Here is a 16,500-nt window from a genome sequence, read left to right as displayed (position 1 = left end):
GCGCTTCCCGGCGTCGTCGATGAGGGACGCCCACATGGATCAGACGCCGTCGCACTGGCTGGTGAAGTCCGAGCCCGCCAAATACGGCTTCGACGACCTGGTGCGCGACGGCCGCACGGTCTGGGACGGGGTGCGCAACAACCAGGCCGCCCTCTATCTCAAGGCCATGAAGCTGGGCGACGAGACCTTCGTCTATCACTCGGTCGACGGCCTGGCGGTGGTGGGGATCGCCAAGGTGGTGCGCGAGGCCTTCCTGGATCCCAGCGATCCGGCCGGCCGCTTCGTGGCGGTGGAGTTCGCCCCGGTCCGGGCGCTGAAGTCGCCGGTGACGCTCGCCCGCATGAAGGCCGAACCGGTGCTCGCCGGCATGGCCATGTTCCGCCAGTTCCGCCTGTCGGTCTGCCCGATCACGCCGGAGGAATGGGACGTGATCCTGAGGATGTCGGAGACTTAAGGCTCCACCGTCATCTGGGTCTGGAGGATCAGGGCCAGCAGCTTGCCCTCGGCGCTGGTGACCTTGGTCTGCCAGACGCTGGAGCGCCGGCCGATATGCAAAGGCGTCGCTTCGCCGGTCACCGTGGTCCCGACCTTGGCCGAGCCCAGGAAATTGGTCTTGGACTCCAGCGTCGTGGTCCGCGCGCCGGGGGGCAGGTTCAGGAAGCCGCCGATGGCGCCCAGCGCATCGGCGAAGGCCATGAAGGCGCCGCCGTGCAATATGCCGCCGGCCGTGCAGAGGTCCTCGCGCACCACCAGGTTTCCGACCACCCGGTCCTTGGCCCGCTCGGTGATCTCGACCCCCATCAGGTTTGAGAACGGCATTCCGGTGTCCTGCGCCATCATCCTGTCCTTGCTGGTCAACCGCGGCCTCGCCTTGCGCCCGCCGCCCCTTAGGCGTAACGGGACGCTCCGCTTTTCATAGGGAGAGACCCCGATGGGCTATCGCGTCGCCATCGTGGGCGCCACAGGCAATGTGGGCCGCGAGATGTTGAACATCCTCGAGGAAGTCGATTTCCCCGTCGACAAGATCCACGCCATCGCCAGCCGCAAGTCGATCGGCGTCGAGGTCTCGTTCGGCGACAAGATCATCAAGTGCCAGGACGTGGAGCAGTTCGACTTCTCCACCGTCGACCTGGTGCTGATGAGCGTCTCGGGCGCCTTCTCCAAGCAGTGGGCCGCCAAGATCGGCGAGGCCGGTCCGATCGTGATCGACAACTCCTCGGCCTGGCGCATGGACCCCGACGTCCCCCTGATCGTGCCGGAGGTGAATCCCGACGACGTCGAGTGGGCCGACCGCAAGAACATCATCGCCAACCCCAACTGCTCCACCGCCCAGCTGGTGGTGGCCCTGAAGCCGCTGCATGACCGCGCGCGCATCAAGCGGGTGGTGGTCTCGACCTATCAGTCGGTCTCCGGGGCCGGCAAGGAAGGCATGGACGAGCTGTGGGACCAGACCAAGGGCGTCTTCGTCCTCGGCGCGCCGGAACCCAAGAAGTTCCCCAAGCAGATCGCCTTCAATGTGATCCCCTATATCGGCGCCTTCGACGACGACGGCTACACCGACGAAGAAGCCAAGATGTGGAATGAAACCCACAAGATGATCGATCCCGACATCAAGCTGACCGTCACCTGCGTGCGGGTGCCGGTGATGGTGGGTCACTCCGAGGCTGTGAACATCGAGTTCCACGAACACCTCGACGCCGACGAGGCCCGCGACCTCCTCCGCGACAGCCCCGGCCTGGTGGTCATCGATCAGCGTCACGACAAGGGCTACATGACGCCGAAGGAGGCCCAGGGCGAGTTCCCGGTCTTCGTCAGCCGCATCCGCAATGACCCGACCGTCGAGCATGGGCTGAACATGTGGGTCGTGGCCGACAATCTGCGCAAGGGCGCGGCGCTCAACGCCGTCCAGATCGCCCAGCTGCTGCACGAGCGCGGCCTGATCGGCCAGAAGACCCTGGCCTAGCGCCTCAGCGGGGAGGGCGCGCGTCCTCCCCCTGTCATCCCGGTTTCCCCGCAGGGGAAGACCGGGACCTATAGTCACCGATCCAACCTGCAGGCCCTGCGCGTATGGGTCCCGGACAAGCGCTGCGCGCTTTCCGGGATGACATCTGTGGGGGATGGCGCGGCGTCGCGACGTTGATAGATAAAATCTATCTCAATCCCAAAAACTATCAATTTCACCAATGCTGCGGCGCGGTGTAGGACAGCTCTCGTTTCCTCCCGAAACGCCAACCTTGAGAGCGCGATGTCCCTTATCAATACCGAAATCAAGCCGTTCAAAGCCGAAGCCTTCCAGAACGGCAAGTTCATCACCGTCACGGACGCCGACCTGAAGGGCAAGTGGTCGGTGGTGTTCTTCTACCCGGCCGACTTCACCTTCGTCTGCCCGACGAGCTCGAGGACCTGGCCGATAACTACGCCGAGTTCAAGAAGCTGGGCGTCGAGATCTATTCGGTCTCCACCGACACCCACTTCGCCCACAAGGCCTGGCACGACACTTCGGAAGCCGTGAAGAAGATCCAGTACGTGATGGTCGGCGACCCCACGACGACGATCTCGCGCAACTTCGACGTCCTCATCGAGGAAGCCGGCCTGGCCGATCGCGGCACCTTCGTGATCGACCCCGAGGGCAAGATCCAGATCGTCGAGATCACCGCCGGCGGCATCGGCCGTGACGCGCTCGAACTGCTGCGCAAGGTGAAGGCCGCCCAGTACGTGGCCTCGCACCCGGGCGAAGTCTGCCCCGCCAAGTGGCAGGAAGGCGAGAAGACCCTCGCCCCGTCGCTCGACCTGGTCGGCAAGATCTAAACGAACTGCCCCGCGTCGCCGCCGCCCGTCCCCCGTCTCCCCCAGACAGGGCGGCGGCGACGCACCCCCTTTGAATTTCCGCAATTCGCGCTGTCGCGCAGGAGCCCGCCATGCTGGACGCAAGCCTGAAGTCCCAGCTCAAGACCTATCTGGAGAACCTCCGCCATCCGGTGGAGCTGGTCGCCAGCCTCGACGCCCAGCCCAGGTCGGCCGAGATGCGCGACCTGCTGGAAGACATCGTCTCGGTCTCCGACAAGGTCTCGCTCCGCCTCGACGGCGACGACGCCCGCACGCCGAGCTTCGGCATCACCCTGCCCGGCGAGACCCCGCGCATCGTCTTCGCGGGCCTGCCCATGGGTCACGAATTCACCTCCCTGGTGCTGGCCCTGCTGCAGGTCGGCGGCCACCCGCCGCGCGTCTCCGACGAGGTCATCGCCCAGATCAAGGCCCTGCCCGGCCCGTTCAGCTTCGAGACCTATTTCTCGCTGACCTGCCAGAACTGCCCCGACGTGGTGCAGGCGCTGAACCTGATGAGCGTGCTCAATCCCAACATCCGCCACACGGCCATCGACGGCGCCCTGTTCCAGGCCGAGGTCGAGGCCCGCAAGGTCATGGCCGTGCCGACAGTGCTCGCGAACGGCGAGACCTTCGACCAGGGCCGGATGAGCGTCGAACAGATCCTGGCCAAGCTCGACACCGGCGCGATCGCCCGTGAGGCGGAGAAGATCGCCGCCAAGCCGGTGTTCGACGTGCTGGTGGTGGGCGGCGGCCCGGCCGGCGCGGCCGCGGCGGTCTATGCGGCCCGCAAGGGCATCGCCACCGGCCTGGCGGCCGAGCGCTTCGGCGGCCAGGTGCTCGACACCATGGCCATTGAGAACTTCATCTCCGTGCCGCACACCGAGGGCCCCAAGCTGGTCTCCGGCCTGGAAGCCCATGTCCGCGACTATGATGTCGACGTCATGAACCTGCAGAAGGCGGTGGGCCTGACCCAATCGGGCGGCCTGACCGAGATCGCGCTGGAGAGCGGCGCGACCCTGAAGGCCAAGACCGTCATCCTGGCCCCCGGGGCCCGCTGGCGGCAGATGGGCGTCCCCGGCGAGGAGACCTACCGCAACAAGGGCGTGGCCTATTGCCCGCACTGCGACGGCCCGCTCTACAAGGGCAAGCGCGTGGCGGTGATCGGCGGCGGCAATTCCGGCGTCGAGGCGGCCATCGACCTGGCGGGCATCGTCGCCCACGTCACCCTGATCGAGTTCGACAGCCAGCTGCGGGCCGACGCCGTGCTGCAGCGCAAGCTGTTCAGCCTGAAGAACGTCACGGTGCTGACCTCGGCGCTGACCACCGAGGTTCTGGGCGACGGCGAGAAGGTCATCGGCCTGACCTGGCAGGACCGCACGGACCAGTCCCTGCACGGGCTGGAGCTGGAGGGGATCTTCGTCCAGATCGGCCTGGTGCCCAACACCGAGTGGCTGAAGGGGGCTCTGGCCCTGTCGCCGCGCGGGGAGATCGAGGTCGACGCCCATGGCGCCACCTCGCTCAAGGGCGTGTTCGCGGCCGGCGACGCCACCACCACGCCGTTCAAGCAGATCATCATCGCCGCCGGCGACGGGGCGAAAGCCGCGCTCTCGGCCTTCGACCACCTGATCCGCCTCGCCCCAGTCGAGGCCGAGGCGCAGGCGGCTTAGGCCCCGCGTGTTCCCTCTCCCGCTCTGCGGGAGAGGGTTAGGGTGAGGGCTCTTTCGGCCAATGCCTTCTCCCTGACGTCGGGGATCGCCCCTCACCCAACCCTCTCCCCGCAATGCGGGGCGAGGGCTTTTGGGCGCAGTGATCGGCCAATCTATCGCACTTCAATCTGCGATAGATAATTCCTATATTCCACCCATGCTCCCCACCATCCGCCAGCTGCAGTACCTCAAGCTCCTCGCCGAGCATGGGTCGTTCGGGCGCGCCGCTGAGGCCGCCCATGTCACCCAGCCGACCCTGTCGGCGGGCATCCAGGAACTGGAGCGCACGCTCGGCGCGCCGGTGGTCGACCGGGCCCGCTCCGGCGTCATCCTGACCGCCGTGGGCGAGGCCGCGCTCACCCGCGCCAATGTCATCCTCAACGAGGCCGAGGAGCTGGTGCAGTCGGCGCGCAACGCCGCCCAGCCCCTGACCGGCCGCTTCCGCCTGGGCGTCATCCCGACGGTCGCCCCCTTCCTGCTGCCCAAGGCCCTGCCGATCCTGCGCGCCCGCTTCCCCAAGCTGCGGCTCTTCCTGCGCGAGGACCTGACCCAGCGCCTGATCGCGGCGCTCAAGGCCGGCCAGCTGGACGCCGCCTTGATCGCTCTGCCCTTCGACATGTCGGGCCTCGCCCATGCCCACGTCTCCGACGACGAACTGCTGGCGGCGCTTCCGGCCAATCACCGGCTGCTGGCCGGCGGCGGATCCCTGCCCGTGGAGCTGGAGGGCGAGGACCTGATCCTGCTGGAGGACGGCCACTGCCTGCGCGACCATGCGCTCGCCGCCTGCGGGCTGAAGCCGCCCAAGGCCACCGGCGACGAGGAGGCCTTCGCCGCCACCTCCCTGCCGACCCTGGTGCAGATGGTGGGCTCGGGCCTCGGCGTCACCTTCTTGCCGGCCATGGCCGTGCGCGCCGGCCTGACCGAGGCGGCGCCCGTCGCCGTCCGCCCCCTGCGCGCCGACCATCCGAGCCGCGAGATCGTCGTCGCCTGGCGGGCCGGCTCCAGCCGCGGGGCGGAGGGCCGGCTGCTGGCCCAGACCCTCCAGGACGCCTGACCATCCTCCCCCGGCTGGACGGGGGAGGGGGACCGGCGAAGCCGGTGGAGGGGGCGGCCTCCTCCACGGCGCCCAGTCACGCCCCCTCCACCCCGCTGCGCGCGGTCCCCCTCCCCCATCGACATGGGGGAGGAAAGATTATTCCAGATATATCTAAAAACGACTTGCGGTCCGATAGGGCTCGATATATCTAGCAATCAGACATATCGAAATAGGATCGAAATATGCATAGACATCATTGGAACCGCCACGAACATCACAGCCGTCACGGCTGGGGCGGACATCTGCGCGACCACATCCGCGGCCGCCATGGTCGGGGGCCTGAGGGCCGCATCGGTCGCCTGCTGGAGCACGGCGATCTTCGCTTCGTGGTCCTGGCGCTGGTCTCCGAAAAGCCCCGTCACGGCTATGACGTGATGAAGGAGCTGGAGGAACGCACCGGCGGCGCCTACCGCCCCTCGCCCGGCGTGATCTACCCGACCTTCTCGCTGCTGGAGGACGAAGGCTTCGTCACTCAGGTGGGCGTCGAGGGCGGCCGCAAGGCCTATGAGATCACCGAGGCCGGCCGCGAGGCGCTGGAAAAGAACCGCGCCGGCGTGGACGCCATCTTCGCCCGCCTGGACGATGCCGGCAGCCAGTCCTCCGGCGCCCGGCCCAAGCTGCAGCGCGCGATGCAGAACCTCGGCACGGCTCTGGCGCTCCGCATGCAACGCGGCGACGTCACCGAAGCCCAGATCGACGCCATCGCCGCCGCCATCGACGAAGCCGCGGCCAAGGTCGAGCGGACCTGAGGGGCGTCCACAGCGGCTTTCCCGCTTCGTCCCACGCGGTCACCCCCAACCTCGTCACCCCCACTCCGTCACACCCATCCTCGTCACCCCAAGACTTGTTCTTGGGGCCCCTCTCACCGGATCTGCTGAAGCGGAACGTGCGCACCGCCTCGCCGCGTCAAAGCCCGCCAGGCATTGCAGCCGATAGAGGGGTCCCCGGGACAAGCCCGGGGATGACGGGGGTGGGGGATGACGGGTTGGCGGAGCGCCCCGCCCCTCAATCCATCAGCTTCTGCGCCAGGTACGTATAGTGCCGGGCCCAGCGGCGGGCGTTGAGTTCGGGGTCGGCGTCGTTCGCATGCCCCCCGAACGTCTGCTCGTAATAGAGATAGGGGACCCCCATCGCCTCCAGCTTGGCCGCGAACTTCCGCGCATGGCCGGGGTGCACCCGGTCGTCGCGGGTGTTGGTGGTGATGTAGGCCTCGGGGTATTTCACGCCGGCCTTCAGGTTCTGATAGCCCGAGTACTTGGCGATGAAGGCCGCGTCGGCGGGGACGTCGGGGTCGCCATATTCCCCGATCCACGAGGCCCCGGCCGACAGCTTGTGATAGCGCAGCATGTCGATCAACGGGCTTTCCACCACCACCGCGTTCCACAGTTCGGGATGCTGGGTCATGGACACCGTCGTCAGCACCCCGCCGTTCGAGCGGCCATAGATGCCGAGCCGGCGCGGCGAGGTGATCCCGCGCGCGGTCATGTCCTTGGCCACCGCGGCGAAGTCGTCGAAGGACAACTGGCGCTTCTCGCGCAGCACGGCGTCGTGCCAGGCCGGGCCGAACTCGCCGCCGCCGCGGATATTGGCGATCACATAGGCGCCGCCCCGCTCCAGCCAGATCTTGCCCATCTCCGGCAGATAGATCGGCGGCTTGGCGATCTCGAAGCCGCCATAGCCGTACATGATGGTCGGCGTGGAGCCGTCGAGCTTGGCGGCTTTCGGCCAGACCACGAAATAGGGGATCTTGGTCCCGTCCGACGAGGTCGCCCAATATTGCCGGACCTCGTCCTTGGAGGCGTCGAACCGCGGCGGCAGGGCCTTGACCTGGGTCGCCGTCGCGGCCGCCGCATCGGCCAGCCATAGGCTGGTGGGATCGAGGAAGCCCTCCGCCGCCACGAACAGCTGATCGTCGGCCGAGGCCGTGGCGCGCAGGGTGAAGGTGGCGTCCTTGGGGAGGGGCAGGCGCTTGGGCGCCGACCACTTGCCGCTTGCGAAGGCGTAGACGTCGACCGCGCCCTTCACCTCGTCCAGCAGGTTCACCACCAGCCGGGAGTGGGTGGAGTCCACCGACTGGATCGCCTGGCGCGGGCCGGGCTGGAAGACCAGGGTGGGCTTGGCGTGGGCCGCGTCGGCCTTGAGCGCCGCGAGGTCGTAGGAGATCAGGGCGCCGGCTCCGAACCCGCCCCAGGCCTCCTTCAGGGCGAACACCAGCTGGCCGTCCACATAGGTCTCGAAATCGGCCTTCTTCGGCAGGGGAATGACGACCTGGGCGGTCCCGTCGATCAGCCGGTGCTCGCTCTCGAAGAAGCTCACCCCGCGGCGGACCATCAGGGCGTCGGCCTTGCCGCCGGCGCCGCGCAGAACGATGGGCTGGTCGGACACGTCGGACTTCTCGCCCCGGAACACCTCGCGGACCGAGCCGTCGCGGCCGACGATCTTGACCACATAGGCGTAGCCCGAGGCGGTCACCTCGCCCGGGGTCCATTCGCGCGCGACGGCCAGGTGGTCGGCGTCGAGCCAGTCGACGGCCTGCTTGCCCTCGGCGAAGCGGAAGCCGCCGGGGACGAAGGCCTTGGCGGCCGTGTCATATTCGCGGATCTCGACGGCGTCGCCGCCGCCGTTGGAGAGATGCACCAGGCAGACCGTCTCGGCCGGCTTGCGGCAGTCCGCGCCCTTCCAGATCCAGTTCCGGCCCTCGGCCTTGGCCAGAGCGTCCAGGTCGAGGGTTGTGTCCCAGGCCGGCGCCGCCGTGCGGTAGCTCGCCAGGCTGGCGTGGCGCCAGACGCCGTGGATGTGCTCCGCGTCCTGCCAGAAATTGTCCGCGCCCCCGGCCCGGAACTCCGGCCACGGAATGCGGTCCTTGGCGGTGAAGATGGCGCGCGCCTCGGCGTGGAAGGTCGCGTAGCGCGGATCGGTCTCCAGCCGCCCGGCGGTCCTGGCGTTCTGGCCCTCGACCCAGCTCATCGCCTTGGGGGCGTCGATCTCCTCCAGCGCCTGGAACGGATCGGCGGGCGCCTGGGCGTGGGCGAACGCAGGCAGGGCGAGGGCGGCGGCGAGGAGCAGGTGTCTCATGGCGACGATTTATGGGCGCCGGGCAGGACTTGTCTCGCCAAAGGTGATCCCGCGCCCGTTCTCCCCTATATAGCCGGCCATCATGAGCCGTCCGTTCCTGAAGATGAACGGGCTCGGCAACGACTTCGTCGTGGTCGACGCCCGCACCGCCCCCTTCGATCCCTCGCAGATCGAGGTGCGGAAGATCTGTGACCGGACCTCCGGCGTCGGCTGCGACCAGCTGGTCTCGCTTGAGCGCTCGACCAAGGGCGACGCCCGGGTGCGGTTCTGGAACGCGGACGGCGAAGAGGTCGGCGCCTGCGGCAATGCCTCGCGCTGCGTCGGCTGGCTGTTGATGGAGGGCGCGGGGACCGACGCCGCCGTGCTCGACACCCGCGGCGGTCTGCTGCGCGCCGCCCGCGCCGGCGACCACCGGGTCAGCGTCGACATGGGCGAGCCCCGCCTGGCCTGGGACCAGATCCCGCTGGCCGAAGAGATGGACACCAAGGGCATCGAGCTGCAGGTCGGGCCGATCGACGCGCCGATCCTGCACACGCCGGGCTGCGTTTCCATGGGCAATCCGCACGTGGTGTTCTTCGTGCCCGACGCCGAGGCCGCGCCTGTGCGCGAGGTCGGGCCGATGATCGAGCATCACTATCTGTTCCCCGAGGGCGTGAATGTCGGCTTCGCGCAGGTGAAGGCCCGCGACCATATCCGCCTCAAGGTCTGGGAGCGGGGCGCCGGCCTCACCAAGGCCTGCGGCACCGGCGCCTGCGCGGCCCTGGTCGCCTGCGCCCGGCGCGGCCTCACCGATCGCAAGGCGACGCTGGAGCTGGACGGCGGCGACCTCGTCATCGAATGGCGCGAGAGCGACGGCCACGTGATCATGACCGGGCCGCTGGAGATCGAGTTCACGGGCGAGCTGCCGTGAGCAGCGACCACGACCTGCTGGACACCGGCTCCGTCGCTGACGCGCCAGTGCGCGAGGACGATCCGAACGCGGACGTCCGGGTGGTGACGTTCGGCTGCCGGCTGAACGCCTATGAAAGCGAGGTCATCCGCGCCCGCGCCGCCGAGGACGGGCTGGCCAACGCCATCGTCTTCAACACCTGCGCGGTGACCGGCGAGGCCGTGCGCCAGGCCCGCCAGGCGATCCGCAAGGCCCGGCGCGAACGGCCCGACGCCAGGCTGATCGTCACCGGCTGCGCCGCCCAGATCGACCCCGCCGCCTTCGCCGGCATGGCCGAGGTGGACCTCGTGCTCGGCAATGCGGAGAAGGCCCAGGCCGGATCCTATGCGCCCCAGACCGAGCCGGTCCGGGTGCGGGTCAATGACATCATGAGCGTGCGGGAGACCGCGGGCCACCTGATCGACGGGCTGAAGGACCGGGCGCGGGCCTATGTCGAGGTCCAGAACGGCTGTGATCACCGCTGCACCTTCTGTGTCATCCCCTATGGCCGCGGCAATTCCCGCTCCGCCCCGGCCGGCGAGGTGGTCGAGCAGATCCGCAGGCTGACCGCCCAGGGCTATCAGGAGGTGGTGCTGACCGGGGTCGACGTCACCAGCTGGGGCGCCGACCTGCCGGGCCAGCCGACCCTGGGCCAGCTGGTCGCGCGCATCCTGAAGCTGGTTCCGGAACTGCCCCGGCTTCGGCTGTCGTCCATCGACGCGGCCGAGATCGATCCGGACCTGATGCGCTGCCTGGCCGACGAGCCGCGGCTGATGCCCTATCTGCACCTGTCGCTGCAGGCGGGCGACGACATGATCCTGAAGCGGATGAAGCGCCGCCACAGCCGCGCCGATGCGCTGAAGCTGGTGGCCGAGGTCCGTGCGGTGCGGCCGGACACCGCCTTCGGCGCCGACCTGATCGCCGGCTTCCCGACCGAGACCGACGAGATGTTCGAGAACACCGTCCGCCTGGTCGAGGAGACGGGGCTGGCCTTCCTGCACGTCTTCCCGTTCAGCCCGCGCCCCGGCACCCCGGCCGCCCGCATGCCGCAGCTGACCCGTCCCGTGATCAAGGCCCGCGCCGCCCGGCTGCGCGCCGCCGGCGAGGCCGCGCTCGCCCGCCATCTGGCCCGTCAGATCGGCCGCGAGGTCCTGGGGCTGGTCGAGCGGGGCGGCGTCGCCCGCGCCGAGGACTTCACCGAGATCGCCTTTGTGGGCGAGGCGGTGGTCGGATCGATCGTGGCCCTACGCGTCACGGGCGCCGAGGGCGGGAAGCTGATCGCGGAACGGGTCTAGAGACCGCTCCCTCGCCCCGCTCGCGGGGAGAGGGTTGGGGTGAGGGGCCGCGGACGCGACGTTGCACCGACCCCAGCAAGAAAGAGCCCTCACCCTAACCCTCTCCCGCCAAGCGGGAGAGGGAACAACGCTCAGCTCTTCCGCCCCGGAAAGCCCGGCAGGCTCCAGTCCCACAGGATCGCCCCGGCCCGCACGCCAAAGGCCAGACCCGCGCCCGCCAGCCCGGCCGGCAGGCCCGGGACCCCGAACATCTGCAGGATGACGAACAGGCCCGCCCCCAGCATGGCGCAGGTCACATAGATCTCGCGGCGCAAGAGCACCGAGGGTTCATGGGCCAGCACATCGCGGATCACCCCGCCGAAACAGGCGGTCAGCACCCCCATCACCACGGCCGGCAGGGGCGGGGCGCCCAGCGCCGCGGCCTTGGCCGCGCCGACGATGCAATAGGCGGACAACCCCACGGCATCTAGCCAGAGCAGCACCTTGGCCCGTCCCTGGCCCGGGCCCACGATCCAGACCACCAGGGCCGCGGCCAGGCAGCCGGCCAGATAGCCCGGCTTGGCGATCCAGAACACCGGCGCGCCGAGCAGCAGGTCACGCAGGGTTCCGCCGCCCACGCCGGTCACGGCGGCGAAGAAGCCGAAGGTGACGATGTCGTGCTTGCGCCGCGCCGCGGCCAGGGCCCCGGTCGCCCCGAACACGGCGACGGCGGCGTAGTCGAGCCAGACAAGGGCCGTGGCGATCTGATCCATCAAGCCTGCTCTATCCCGCCCGCGCGCGAGCCGCTAGAAGGCGGCCCATGACCGAACCGAAGAAGGGTTGGCTCCAGCGCCTCGCCGGCGGGCTCACCCGCTCGTCCAAGGCGCTGACGGAGCAGGTGGCCGCCACCTTCACCAAGCAGCCGCTCGACCAGGCCAAGCTCGACGAACTCGAAGAGATGCTGATCGAGGCCGATCTCGGCCCGCACTCGGCCGCGCGCATCACCGCCCGCTTCGCCGAGGAGAAGTTCGGCAAGAGCGTCGACGAGGACGAGATCAAGCAGGCGCTGGCGCTCGCCATCGGAGACGAGCTCTCAAGCCGCCAGGGCGCGTTCGACCCGCTGTCTGGCCCCCGGCCCTATGTGGTGCTGTTCATCGGGGTCAATGGTTCGGGCAAGACCACGACCTTGGGCAAGATCGCCGCCGACCTGAGGACCAAGGGCGCCAAGGTGCTGATCGTCGCCGGCGACACCTTCCGCGCCGCCGCCGTCGAGCAGCTCAAGGTCTGGGCCGACCGGGCCGGCGCCGACTTCATGTCGCGGCCCACCGGCTCCGACGCCGCGGGCCTGGCCTTCGAGGCCCTGGAGCGCGCCAAGGCCCAGAACTACGACGTCGTGCTGATCGACACCGCCGGCCGCCTGCAGAACAAGCAGGGGCTGATGGACGAGCTGCACAAGGTCATCCGGGTCATCAAGAAGCTGGAGCCCGAGGCGCCGCACGAGACCTTGCTGGTGCTCGACGCCACGGTCGGGCGCAATGCGCTGGCCCAGGAGAACATCTTCGGCAACCAGATCGGCGTGTCCGGCATTGTCATGACCAAGCTCGACGGCACCGCCCGCGGCGGCGTGCTGGTGCCGGTGGCCCAGGCTTCGGACAGCCCGATCAAGCTGATCGGAGTGGGCGAAGGCATCGAGGACCTGCAGCCGTTCAACGCCCGGGCCTTCGCCCGCTCCCTCGTCGGCCTGGAGGATCAATGACCGCCTCGTCCGCAGCGCCCAAGTGGGTGCGCTATGTCGTCGACTACGGCGCCCTGATCGTCTGGTTCATCGCCTTCTTCGCGACGGGCCGGAACCTGATCCAGGCGACCTGGGCCCTGATGGCCGGCTCGGCCCTGGCTCTGGCCATCGGCCTGATCTTCGAGCGCCGCATCGCCCCCATCCCGCTGATCGCCGGCGGCGCGGCCCTGGTGTTCGGCGGCCTGACGCTGGTCTTCCATGACGCCCGCTTCCTGAAGATGAAGCCCACCGTCATGAACCTGATCTACGGCCTGGGCCTGCTCGGCGGCCTGGCCCTGCGCAAGAACCCCCTGCAGCTGGTGGTCGGCGCCGCCTTCCAGATGGACGAGGCCGGCTGGCGCAAGCTCACCCTGCGCTACGGCCTGTTCTTCCTGGCGCTCGCCGCGCTCAACGAATTCGTCTGGCGCACCCAGCCCGACACCACCTGGGTCCTGTTCCGGTTTCCCGGCCTGATGATCCTGACCATCGCCTTCGCCCTGACCCAGGCGCCGGTGATGATGCGCCACGCCCTGGAGGCCGAGGCCGACTGAGGCCATTGGACCGCCCACGGACCGTCTGTCGTCAAACCGACGTGAAGCGCCTATAAGGTCCCGTCAGCTCCAAGCGGCGAGGACGGGTCGATGTCTAAGGGCAAGTCGGGCGGCAAGTCGGGCGGGCTCCCCGCCCTGGACCGGTCCCCCAGCCATCTCCTGCATCGGGCCCTGCAGCTCGCCCTCGATATCTATGCCGACGAATTCGGTCCGGGCGGCGTCACCCAGCGTCAGTACGCGGTGCTGGCGGCGGTCGAGACTCAGGAAGGCCTGACCCAGACCGACCTGGTGCGGATCACCGGCATCGACCGCTCGACGCTCGCCGACATGGCCGCGCGCATGATCGCCAAGGGCCTGCTGGAGCGGCAGCGCTCGGCCGCCGACGCCCGCGCCAACGCCGTCAGCCTGACCGAGGCCGGCCGCATGGCCCTTGAGGAGGCGCGCCCGAAGATGGCCGCCGCCGACGCCCGCCTCTTGAAGCTGATCTCCGGCGGCAAGCGCGAGGCCCTGACCGGCCTGCTGCGCGACCTGATCAAGGCCGGCGACGAGGCCGGCGCGCCCGCGCCCGAGAAGCTCGCCAAGAAGGCCAAGGCCGACAAGCCGAAGCTCGACAAGCCCAAGAAGGCCAAGGCGGAAAAGCCGGCCAAGGCCGAGAAGCCGGAAAAGAAGAAGGCCAAGAAGGCGGCTTGAGTCTCAATTCTCCCTTGCGAAGCGGGGGAGGGGGACCGCCGCAGGCGGTGGAGGGGGCGGCCCCATCCACGGCGCTTGAACTCGCCCCCTCCACCATGCTGCGCATGGTTCCCCTCCCCCATGTCATGGGGAAGGATGGGCGTTAGACCTTGATGTCCAGGAGCGAGCCGGGTCGCAGGATCCGCGTCGGCGCCTCGGCCGGCAGGGCGGTGGGGATCTTCTGCACATAGGCGGCCTGGGCCGCGGCCGGTGAAGCCGCGCGCTGCACCGGGGCGGACTGGGCCAACGTCTGGGTCTGGACGGTCTGGGGCGCGGCCTTGCCGAGCGCCGCCTCGAAGAAGGCCCGCTGCGCCGCCGACCGGCCCGCGTCGGCGTTGGCCGGCCGCTGGGGCGTCGGGGCCTGGGGCTGGAAGTTCGGGCGGATCGGCGCGGCCATGGGATCCCGGAAACATGGTTAACCAGACCCTACCCTGGGCCGGCCGCTCCGAAGATATGGTTAACGCGGGACCTTGGCCAGCATCGCCTGGGCGTCGGCCTCGGTCAGGGGCCCGGAATGCTTGTCGAGGATCATGCCGTCGGCGCGAGAGATAGGTCTCCGGCACGCCGGTGACGCCCAGCTCGATGCCGGCCCGGCCGTCGCGGTCGACCAGGCGGGCGGCATAGGGATCGCCCAGCCGGGTCAGGAAGGCTTGGGTGTTCTCCGGCGCGTCCTTGTAGGCCACGCCCACCAGCCGCACGCCCTGGCGCTTCAGGGCGACCAGCACCGGGGCCTCCAGCTCGCAGGGGGCGCACCAGGAGGCGAAGACATTGATCAGAACCGGGCCCTTGGCGATCTCGCGCAGGGCCACAGGCCGGCCGTCATCCAGGCTGGGCAGGGAGAGCTCCGGCAGGGGCTTGCCGACCAGGGCGCGGGGCTCGACCTTGGGGTCATGGTGCAGGGCGTAGGCGCCGAAGAGCAGGGCCAGGGCCGCCAGCACGGCCAGGGGCGCGAGCGCCAGCCAACGGCTCACGCCTGCGGCTCCCGGCTCGCCTGCTGCGCGGCGTTGAGCTCCTCGGTCCGCTTCCGCCAGCGGCGGGCATAGGCGAGGCTGGTCCAGATCATGGCCGCCAAGGTCGCGGCGGTGATCGCATAGGCCGGGCCGATGAAGGCGGCGTACTTGCCGGTGATGAGGTCGGCCATGGGGTCAGGCCCTCGCCGCGCGCAGGGCGGCCGCCTCGGCGCGCTTGCGCCAGACTTCGCCGCGGATGCGGACCAGCCACAGGGCGCCGAAGGCCGCCATATAGGCCAGGCCCATCAGCAGGAGCGGGGTAAGGAACACCGGGGCCAGGGTCGAGCCGCCCTTGCGGAACACCGAGGCGCCCTGGTGCAGGGTGTTCCACCAGGTCACCGACCAGTGGACGACCGGCAGATTGACCAGCCCCACCAGGGCCAGGATCGCGCCGGCGCGGGCGGCCTTGGTCTCGTCGTCCAGGCTGGCCCGCAGCGCCATATAGGCCAGGTAGAACAGGAACAGCACCAGCACCGAGGTGAGGCGCGCGTCCCACACCCACCAGGCGCCCCACATCGGCCGGCCCCAGAGCGAGCCGGTGATCAGCGCCAGCGCCGTGAAGGCGGCGCCCAGCGGCGCGGCGGCCTGGGCGGCGGCGTCGGCCAGGGCGTGGCGGAAGACCAGGGCCAGGAAGCTCGCGACCCCCATGCAGACATAGACGAACATGCTCATCCAGGCCGCGGGCACATGGATGAACATGATCTTGACCGTCGCGCCCTGCTGGTAGTCCTCCGGGGCGGCGAAGCCGAGCCACAGGCCGGCGGCGGCGAGCAGGAGGGCGATCGCCCCGAACATCGGCGCGGCCCAGCGTGAGAACGCCATGAAGCGTTCGGGATTGGCCAGGAAGGCGGGCGCTGGGATCATGGCTCGCGGATTAGCTTCCCCGGGCGACCGGAGCAATGGGATAGATCAAGGCGCTCCCGCGGGGAGGTCGCGGACCGGCCGGCCCAATGACCAAGCCGGCCGGTCCGCGTCGACGTCAGCCTTCGTGGCCGCCGTCCATCTTGTGACCGCCCATGCGATGGCCGCCCATGCGGGCGCCGGGATGTTCGCCATGGCCCATCATCGGGGGCAGGGCGTCGAAGGCCTTCTGCTGGGCCGGGGTGAGCTGGGCGTAGAAGCGTTTCACCGCCGCGATGTGCTGGTCCATCATCGCCTCGTGCTCGGCCATCCTGGCCTTCATGTGGTCCAGGCGCTGGGGCGTGGTCAGCCTGGCCATCTCCTCATGCTCGGCCTTCATCTTCTCGCGCAGGCCTTCCGGCGGCTTCATGGCGGCGACCAGGGCCTGCAGGGCCGGCTCCTGGGCCGGAGTCAGCTGCAGGACGTCGCGCAGGTGCTGGATGTGGTGCTGCATCATGGCGGCGTGGTCGCCATGACCCTCCATGGGGCCGGCCATGTCATGCACGCCGCCCATCATGCCGGGCGGCGGGGGCGCGGTCTGGGCCACCGCGACGCCGGCGGCCGCGAGGATCAGCATCGACGCGCCGATCGCGGCCGGTCGGAAGGATTTCAGGTTCATGGGTGTCTCCGT

General features: G+C 69.3%; 17 protein-coding genes and 2 pseudogenes. 11 read left to right on the top strand and 8 right to left on the bottom strand.

The features are described from left to right. The first annotated feature begins 34 nt into the window (after positions 1-34). A complete protein-coding gene (locus MQH10_RS09650; RefSeq protein WP_242563840.1) occupies positions 35-454 on the top strand; it encodes an EVE domain-containing protein in 420 nt (139 codons plus the stop codon). Here MQH10_RS09650 and MQH10_RS09645 read toward each other — a convergent pair. Further along, positions 451-837 (bottom strand): PaaI family thioesterase, encoded by a 387-nt coding sequence (locus MQH10_RS09645; RefSeq protein ID WP_242563839.1) that lies wholly within the window; start codon positions 835-837, stop codon positions 451-453. The genes MQH10_RS09650 and MQH10_RS09645 overlap by 4 nt on opposite strands. A gap of 94 nt (positions 838-931) precedes the next feature. On the opposite strand from MQH10_RS09645, the gene MQH10_RS09640 reads away from it, so the two are divergent. The 5 genes and pseudogenes from MQH10_RS09640 (at position 932) to MQH10_RS09620 (ending at position 6,377) form a co-directional block, all read left to right on the top strand. Further along, on the top strand, positions 932-1,963 hold the full coding sequence (locus MQH10_RS09640) for an aspartate-semialdehyde dehydrogenase (protein WP_242563838.1): 1,032 nt from the start codon (positions 932-934) through the stop codon (positions 1,961-1,963). A 282-nt stretch (positions 1,964-2,245) separates the two neighbouring features. Further along, positions 2,246-2,808, top strand: a pseudogene (gene ahpC / locus MQH10_RS09635) (alkyl hydroperoxide reductase subunit C). Between the two features lie 110 nt (positions 2,809-2,918). Continuing rightward, positions 2,919-4,493 (top strand): alkyl hydroperoxide reductase subunit F, encoded by a 1,575-nt coding sequence (gene ahpF, locus MQH10_RS09630; RefSeq protein WP_242563837.1) that lies wholly within the window; start codon positions 2,919-2,921, stop codon positions 4,491-4,493. A 196-nt stretch (positions 4,494-4,689) separates the two neighbouring features. Beyond that, positions 4,690-5,586, top strand: coding sequence for a hydrogen peroxide-inducible genes activator (locus tag MQH10_RS09625; protein WP_242563836.1), 897 nt, complete (start codon positions 4,690-4,692; stop codon positions 5,584-5,586). Positions 5,587-5,810: 224 nt separating this feature from the next. After that, the gene (locus MQH10_RS09620) at positions 5,811-6,377 is read left to right on the top strand and encodes a PadR family transcriptional regulator (RefSeq protein WP_242563835.1); all 567 of its coding nucleotides are present in this window, start codon (positions 5,811-5,813) and stop codon (positions 6,375-6,377) included. A gap of 256 nt (positions 6,378-6,633) precedes the next feature. On the opposite strand, the gene MQH10_RS09615 is transcribed toward MQH10_RS09620, so the two are convergent. Then, positions 6,634-8,703: a prolyl oligopeptidase family serine peptidase gene (locus tag MQH10_RS09615; protein WP_242563834.1), complete on the bottom strand. Its 2,070-nt coding sequence runs from the start codon at positions 8,701-8,703 to the stop codon at positions 6,634-6,636. An 82-nt stretch (positions 8,704-8,785) separates the two neighbouring features. Here MQH10_RS09615 and dapF point away from each other — a divergent pair, with 82 nt between their 5' ends. Then, positions 8,786-9,613, top strand: coding sequence for a diaminopimelate epimerase (gene dapF / locus MQH10_RS09610; protein ID WP_242563833.1), 828 nt, complete (start codon positions 8,786-8,788; stop codon positions 9,611-9,613). A gap of 14 nt (positions 9,614-9,627) precedes the next feature. Next, on the top strand, positions 9,628-10,926 hold the full coding sequence (gene mtaB, locus MQH10_RS09605; RefSeq protein ID WP_419720760.1) for a tRNA (N(6)-L-threonylcarbamoyladenosine(37)-C(2))-methylthiotransferase MtaB: 1,299 nt from the start codon (positions 9,628-9,630) through the stop codon (positions 10,924-10,926). A gap of 131 nt (positions 10,927-11,057) precedes the next feature. Here the strand turns inward: mtaB and MQH10_RS09600 are convergent, their stop codons facing one another. Next, the gene (locus MQH10_RS09600; RefSeq protein ID WP_242563831.1) at positions 11,058-11,678 is read right to left on the bottom strand and encodes a trimeric intracellular cation channel family protein; all 621 of its coding nucleotides are present in this window, start codon (positions 11,676-11,678) and stop codon (positions 11,058-11,060) included. A 47-nt stretch (positions 11,679-11,725) separates the two neighbouring features. Between MQH10_RS09600 and ftsY the strand changes: the two genes are divergently transcribed. The 3 genes from ftsY (at position 11,726) to MQH10_RS09585 (ending at position 13,920) form a co-directional block, all read left to right on the top strand. After that, complete coding sequence (ftsY, locus tag MQH10_RS09595) at positions 11,726-12,661, top strand: signal recognition particle-docking protein FtsY (protein ID WP_242563830.1); 936 nt, start codon at positions 11,726-11,728, stop codon at positions 12,659-12,661. After that, positions 12,658-13,230: an inner membrane-spanning protein YciB gene (locus MQH10_RS09590; RefSeq protein WP_242563829.1), complete on the top strand. Its 573-nt coding sequence runs from the start codon at positions 12,658-12,660 to the stop codon at positions 13,228-13,230. The genes ftsY and MQH10_RS09590 overlap by 4 nt, the downstream gene beginning before the upstream one ends. A 90-nt stretch (positions 13,231-13,320) precedes the next feature. Then, positions 13,321-13,920 (top strand): MarR family winged helix-turn-helix transcriptional regulator, encoded by a 600-nt coding sequence (locus MQH10_RS09585; protein ID WP_242563828.1) that lies wholly within the window; start codon positions 13,321-13,323, stop codon positions 13,918-13,920. 142 nt (positions 13,921-14,062) lie between these two features. Here the strand turns inward: MQH10_RS09585 and MQH10_RS09580 are convergent, their stop codons facing one another. The 5 genes and pseudogenes from MQH10_RS09580 to MQH10_RS09560 all read right to left on the bottom strand — a co-directional run bounded on the left by MQH10_RS09580 (position 14,063) and on the right by MQH10_RS09560 (position 16,488). Beyond that, positions 14,063-14,356 carry a hypothetical protein gene (locus MQH10_RS09580; RefSeq protein ID WP_242563827.1) on the bottom strand — a complete coding sequence of 98 codons (294 nt, stop codon included), beginning with the start codon at positions 14,354-14,356 and terminating at the stop codon, positions 14,063-14,065. Between the two features lie 60 nt (positions 14,357-14,416). Continuing rightward, positions 14,417-14,930 (bottom strand): annotated as a pseudogene (locus MQH10_RS09575) (DsbE family thiol:disulfide interchange protein). Then, the gene (gene ccmD, locus MQH10_RS09570) at positions 14,927-15,100 is read right to left on the bottom strand and encodes a heme exporter protein CcmD (protein ID WP_242563826.1); all 174 of its coding nucleotides are present in this window, start codon (positions 15,098-15,100) and stop codon (positions 14,927-14,929) included. Before ccmD ends, MQH10_RS09575 begins: the two are co-directional and overlap by 4 nt. Positions 15,101-15,104: 4 nt before the next feature. Next, positions 15,105-15,833 (bottom strand): heme ABC transporter permease CcmC, encoded by a 729-nt coding sequence (gene ccmC, locus MQH10_RS09565; protein ID WP_242563825.1) that lies wholly within the window; start codon positions 15,831-15,833, stop codon positions 15,105-15,107. Positions 15,834-15,948: 115 nt separating this feature from the next. Beyond that, a complete protein-coding gene (locus MQH10_RS09560) occupies positions 15,949-16,488 on the bottom strand; it encodes a Spy/CpxP family protein refolding chaperone (protein ID WP_242563824.1) in 540 nt (179 codons plus the stop codon). Between the last annotated feature and the right edge of the window lie 12 nt (positions 16,489-16,500).

Origin of the sequence: Phenylobacterium aquaticum (assembly GCF_022695515.1) — a bacterium.
GTDB classification, from domain to species: Bacteria; Pseudomonadota; Alphaproteobacteria; order Caulobacterales; family Caulobacteraceae; genus Phenylobacterium; species Phenylobacterium aquaticum.
The sequence above is the reverse complement of the archived record's forward strand: the minus strand, read 5'-3'. Positions and strand labels throughout refer to the sequence as shown.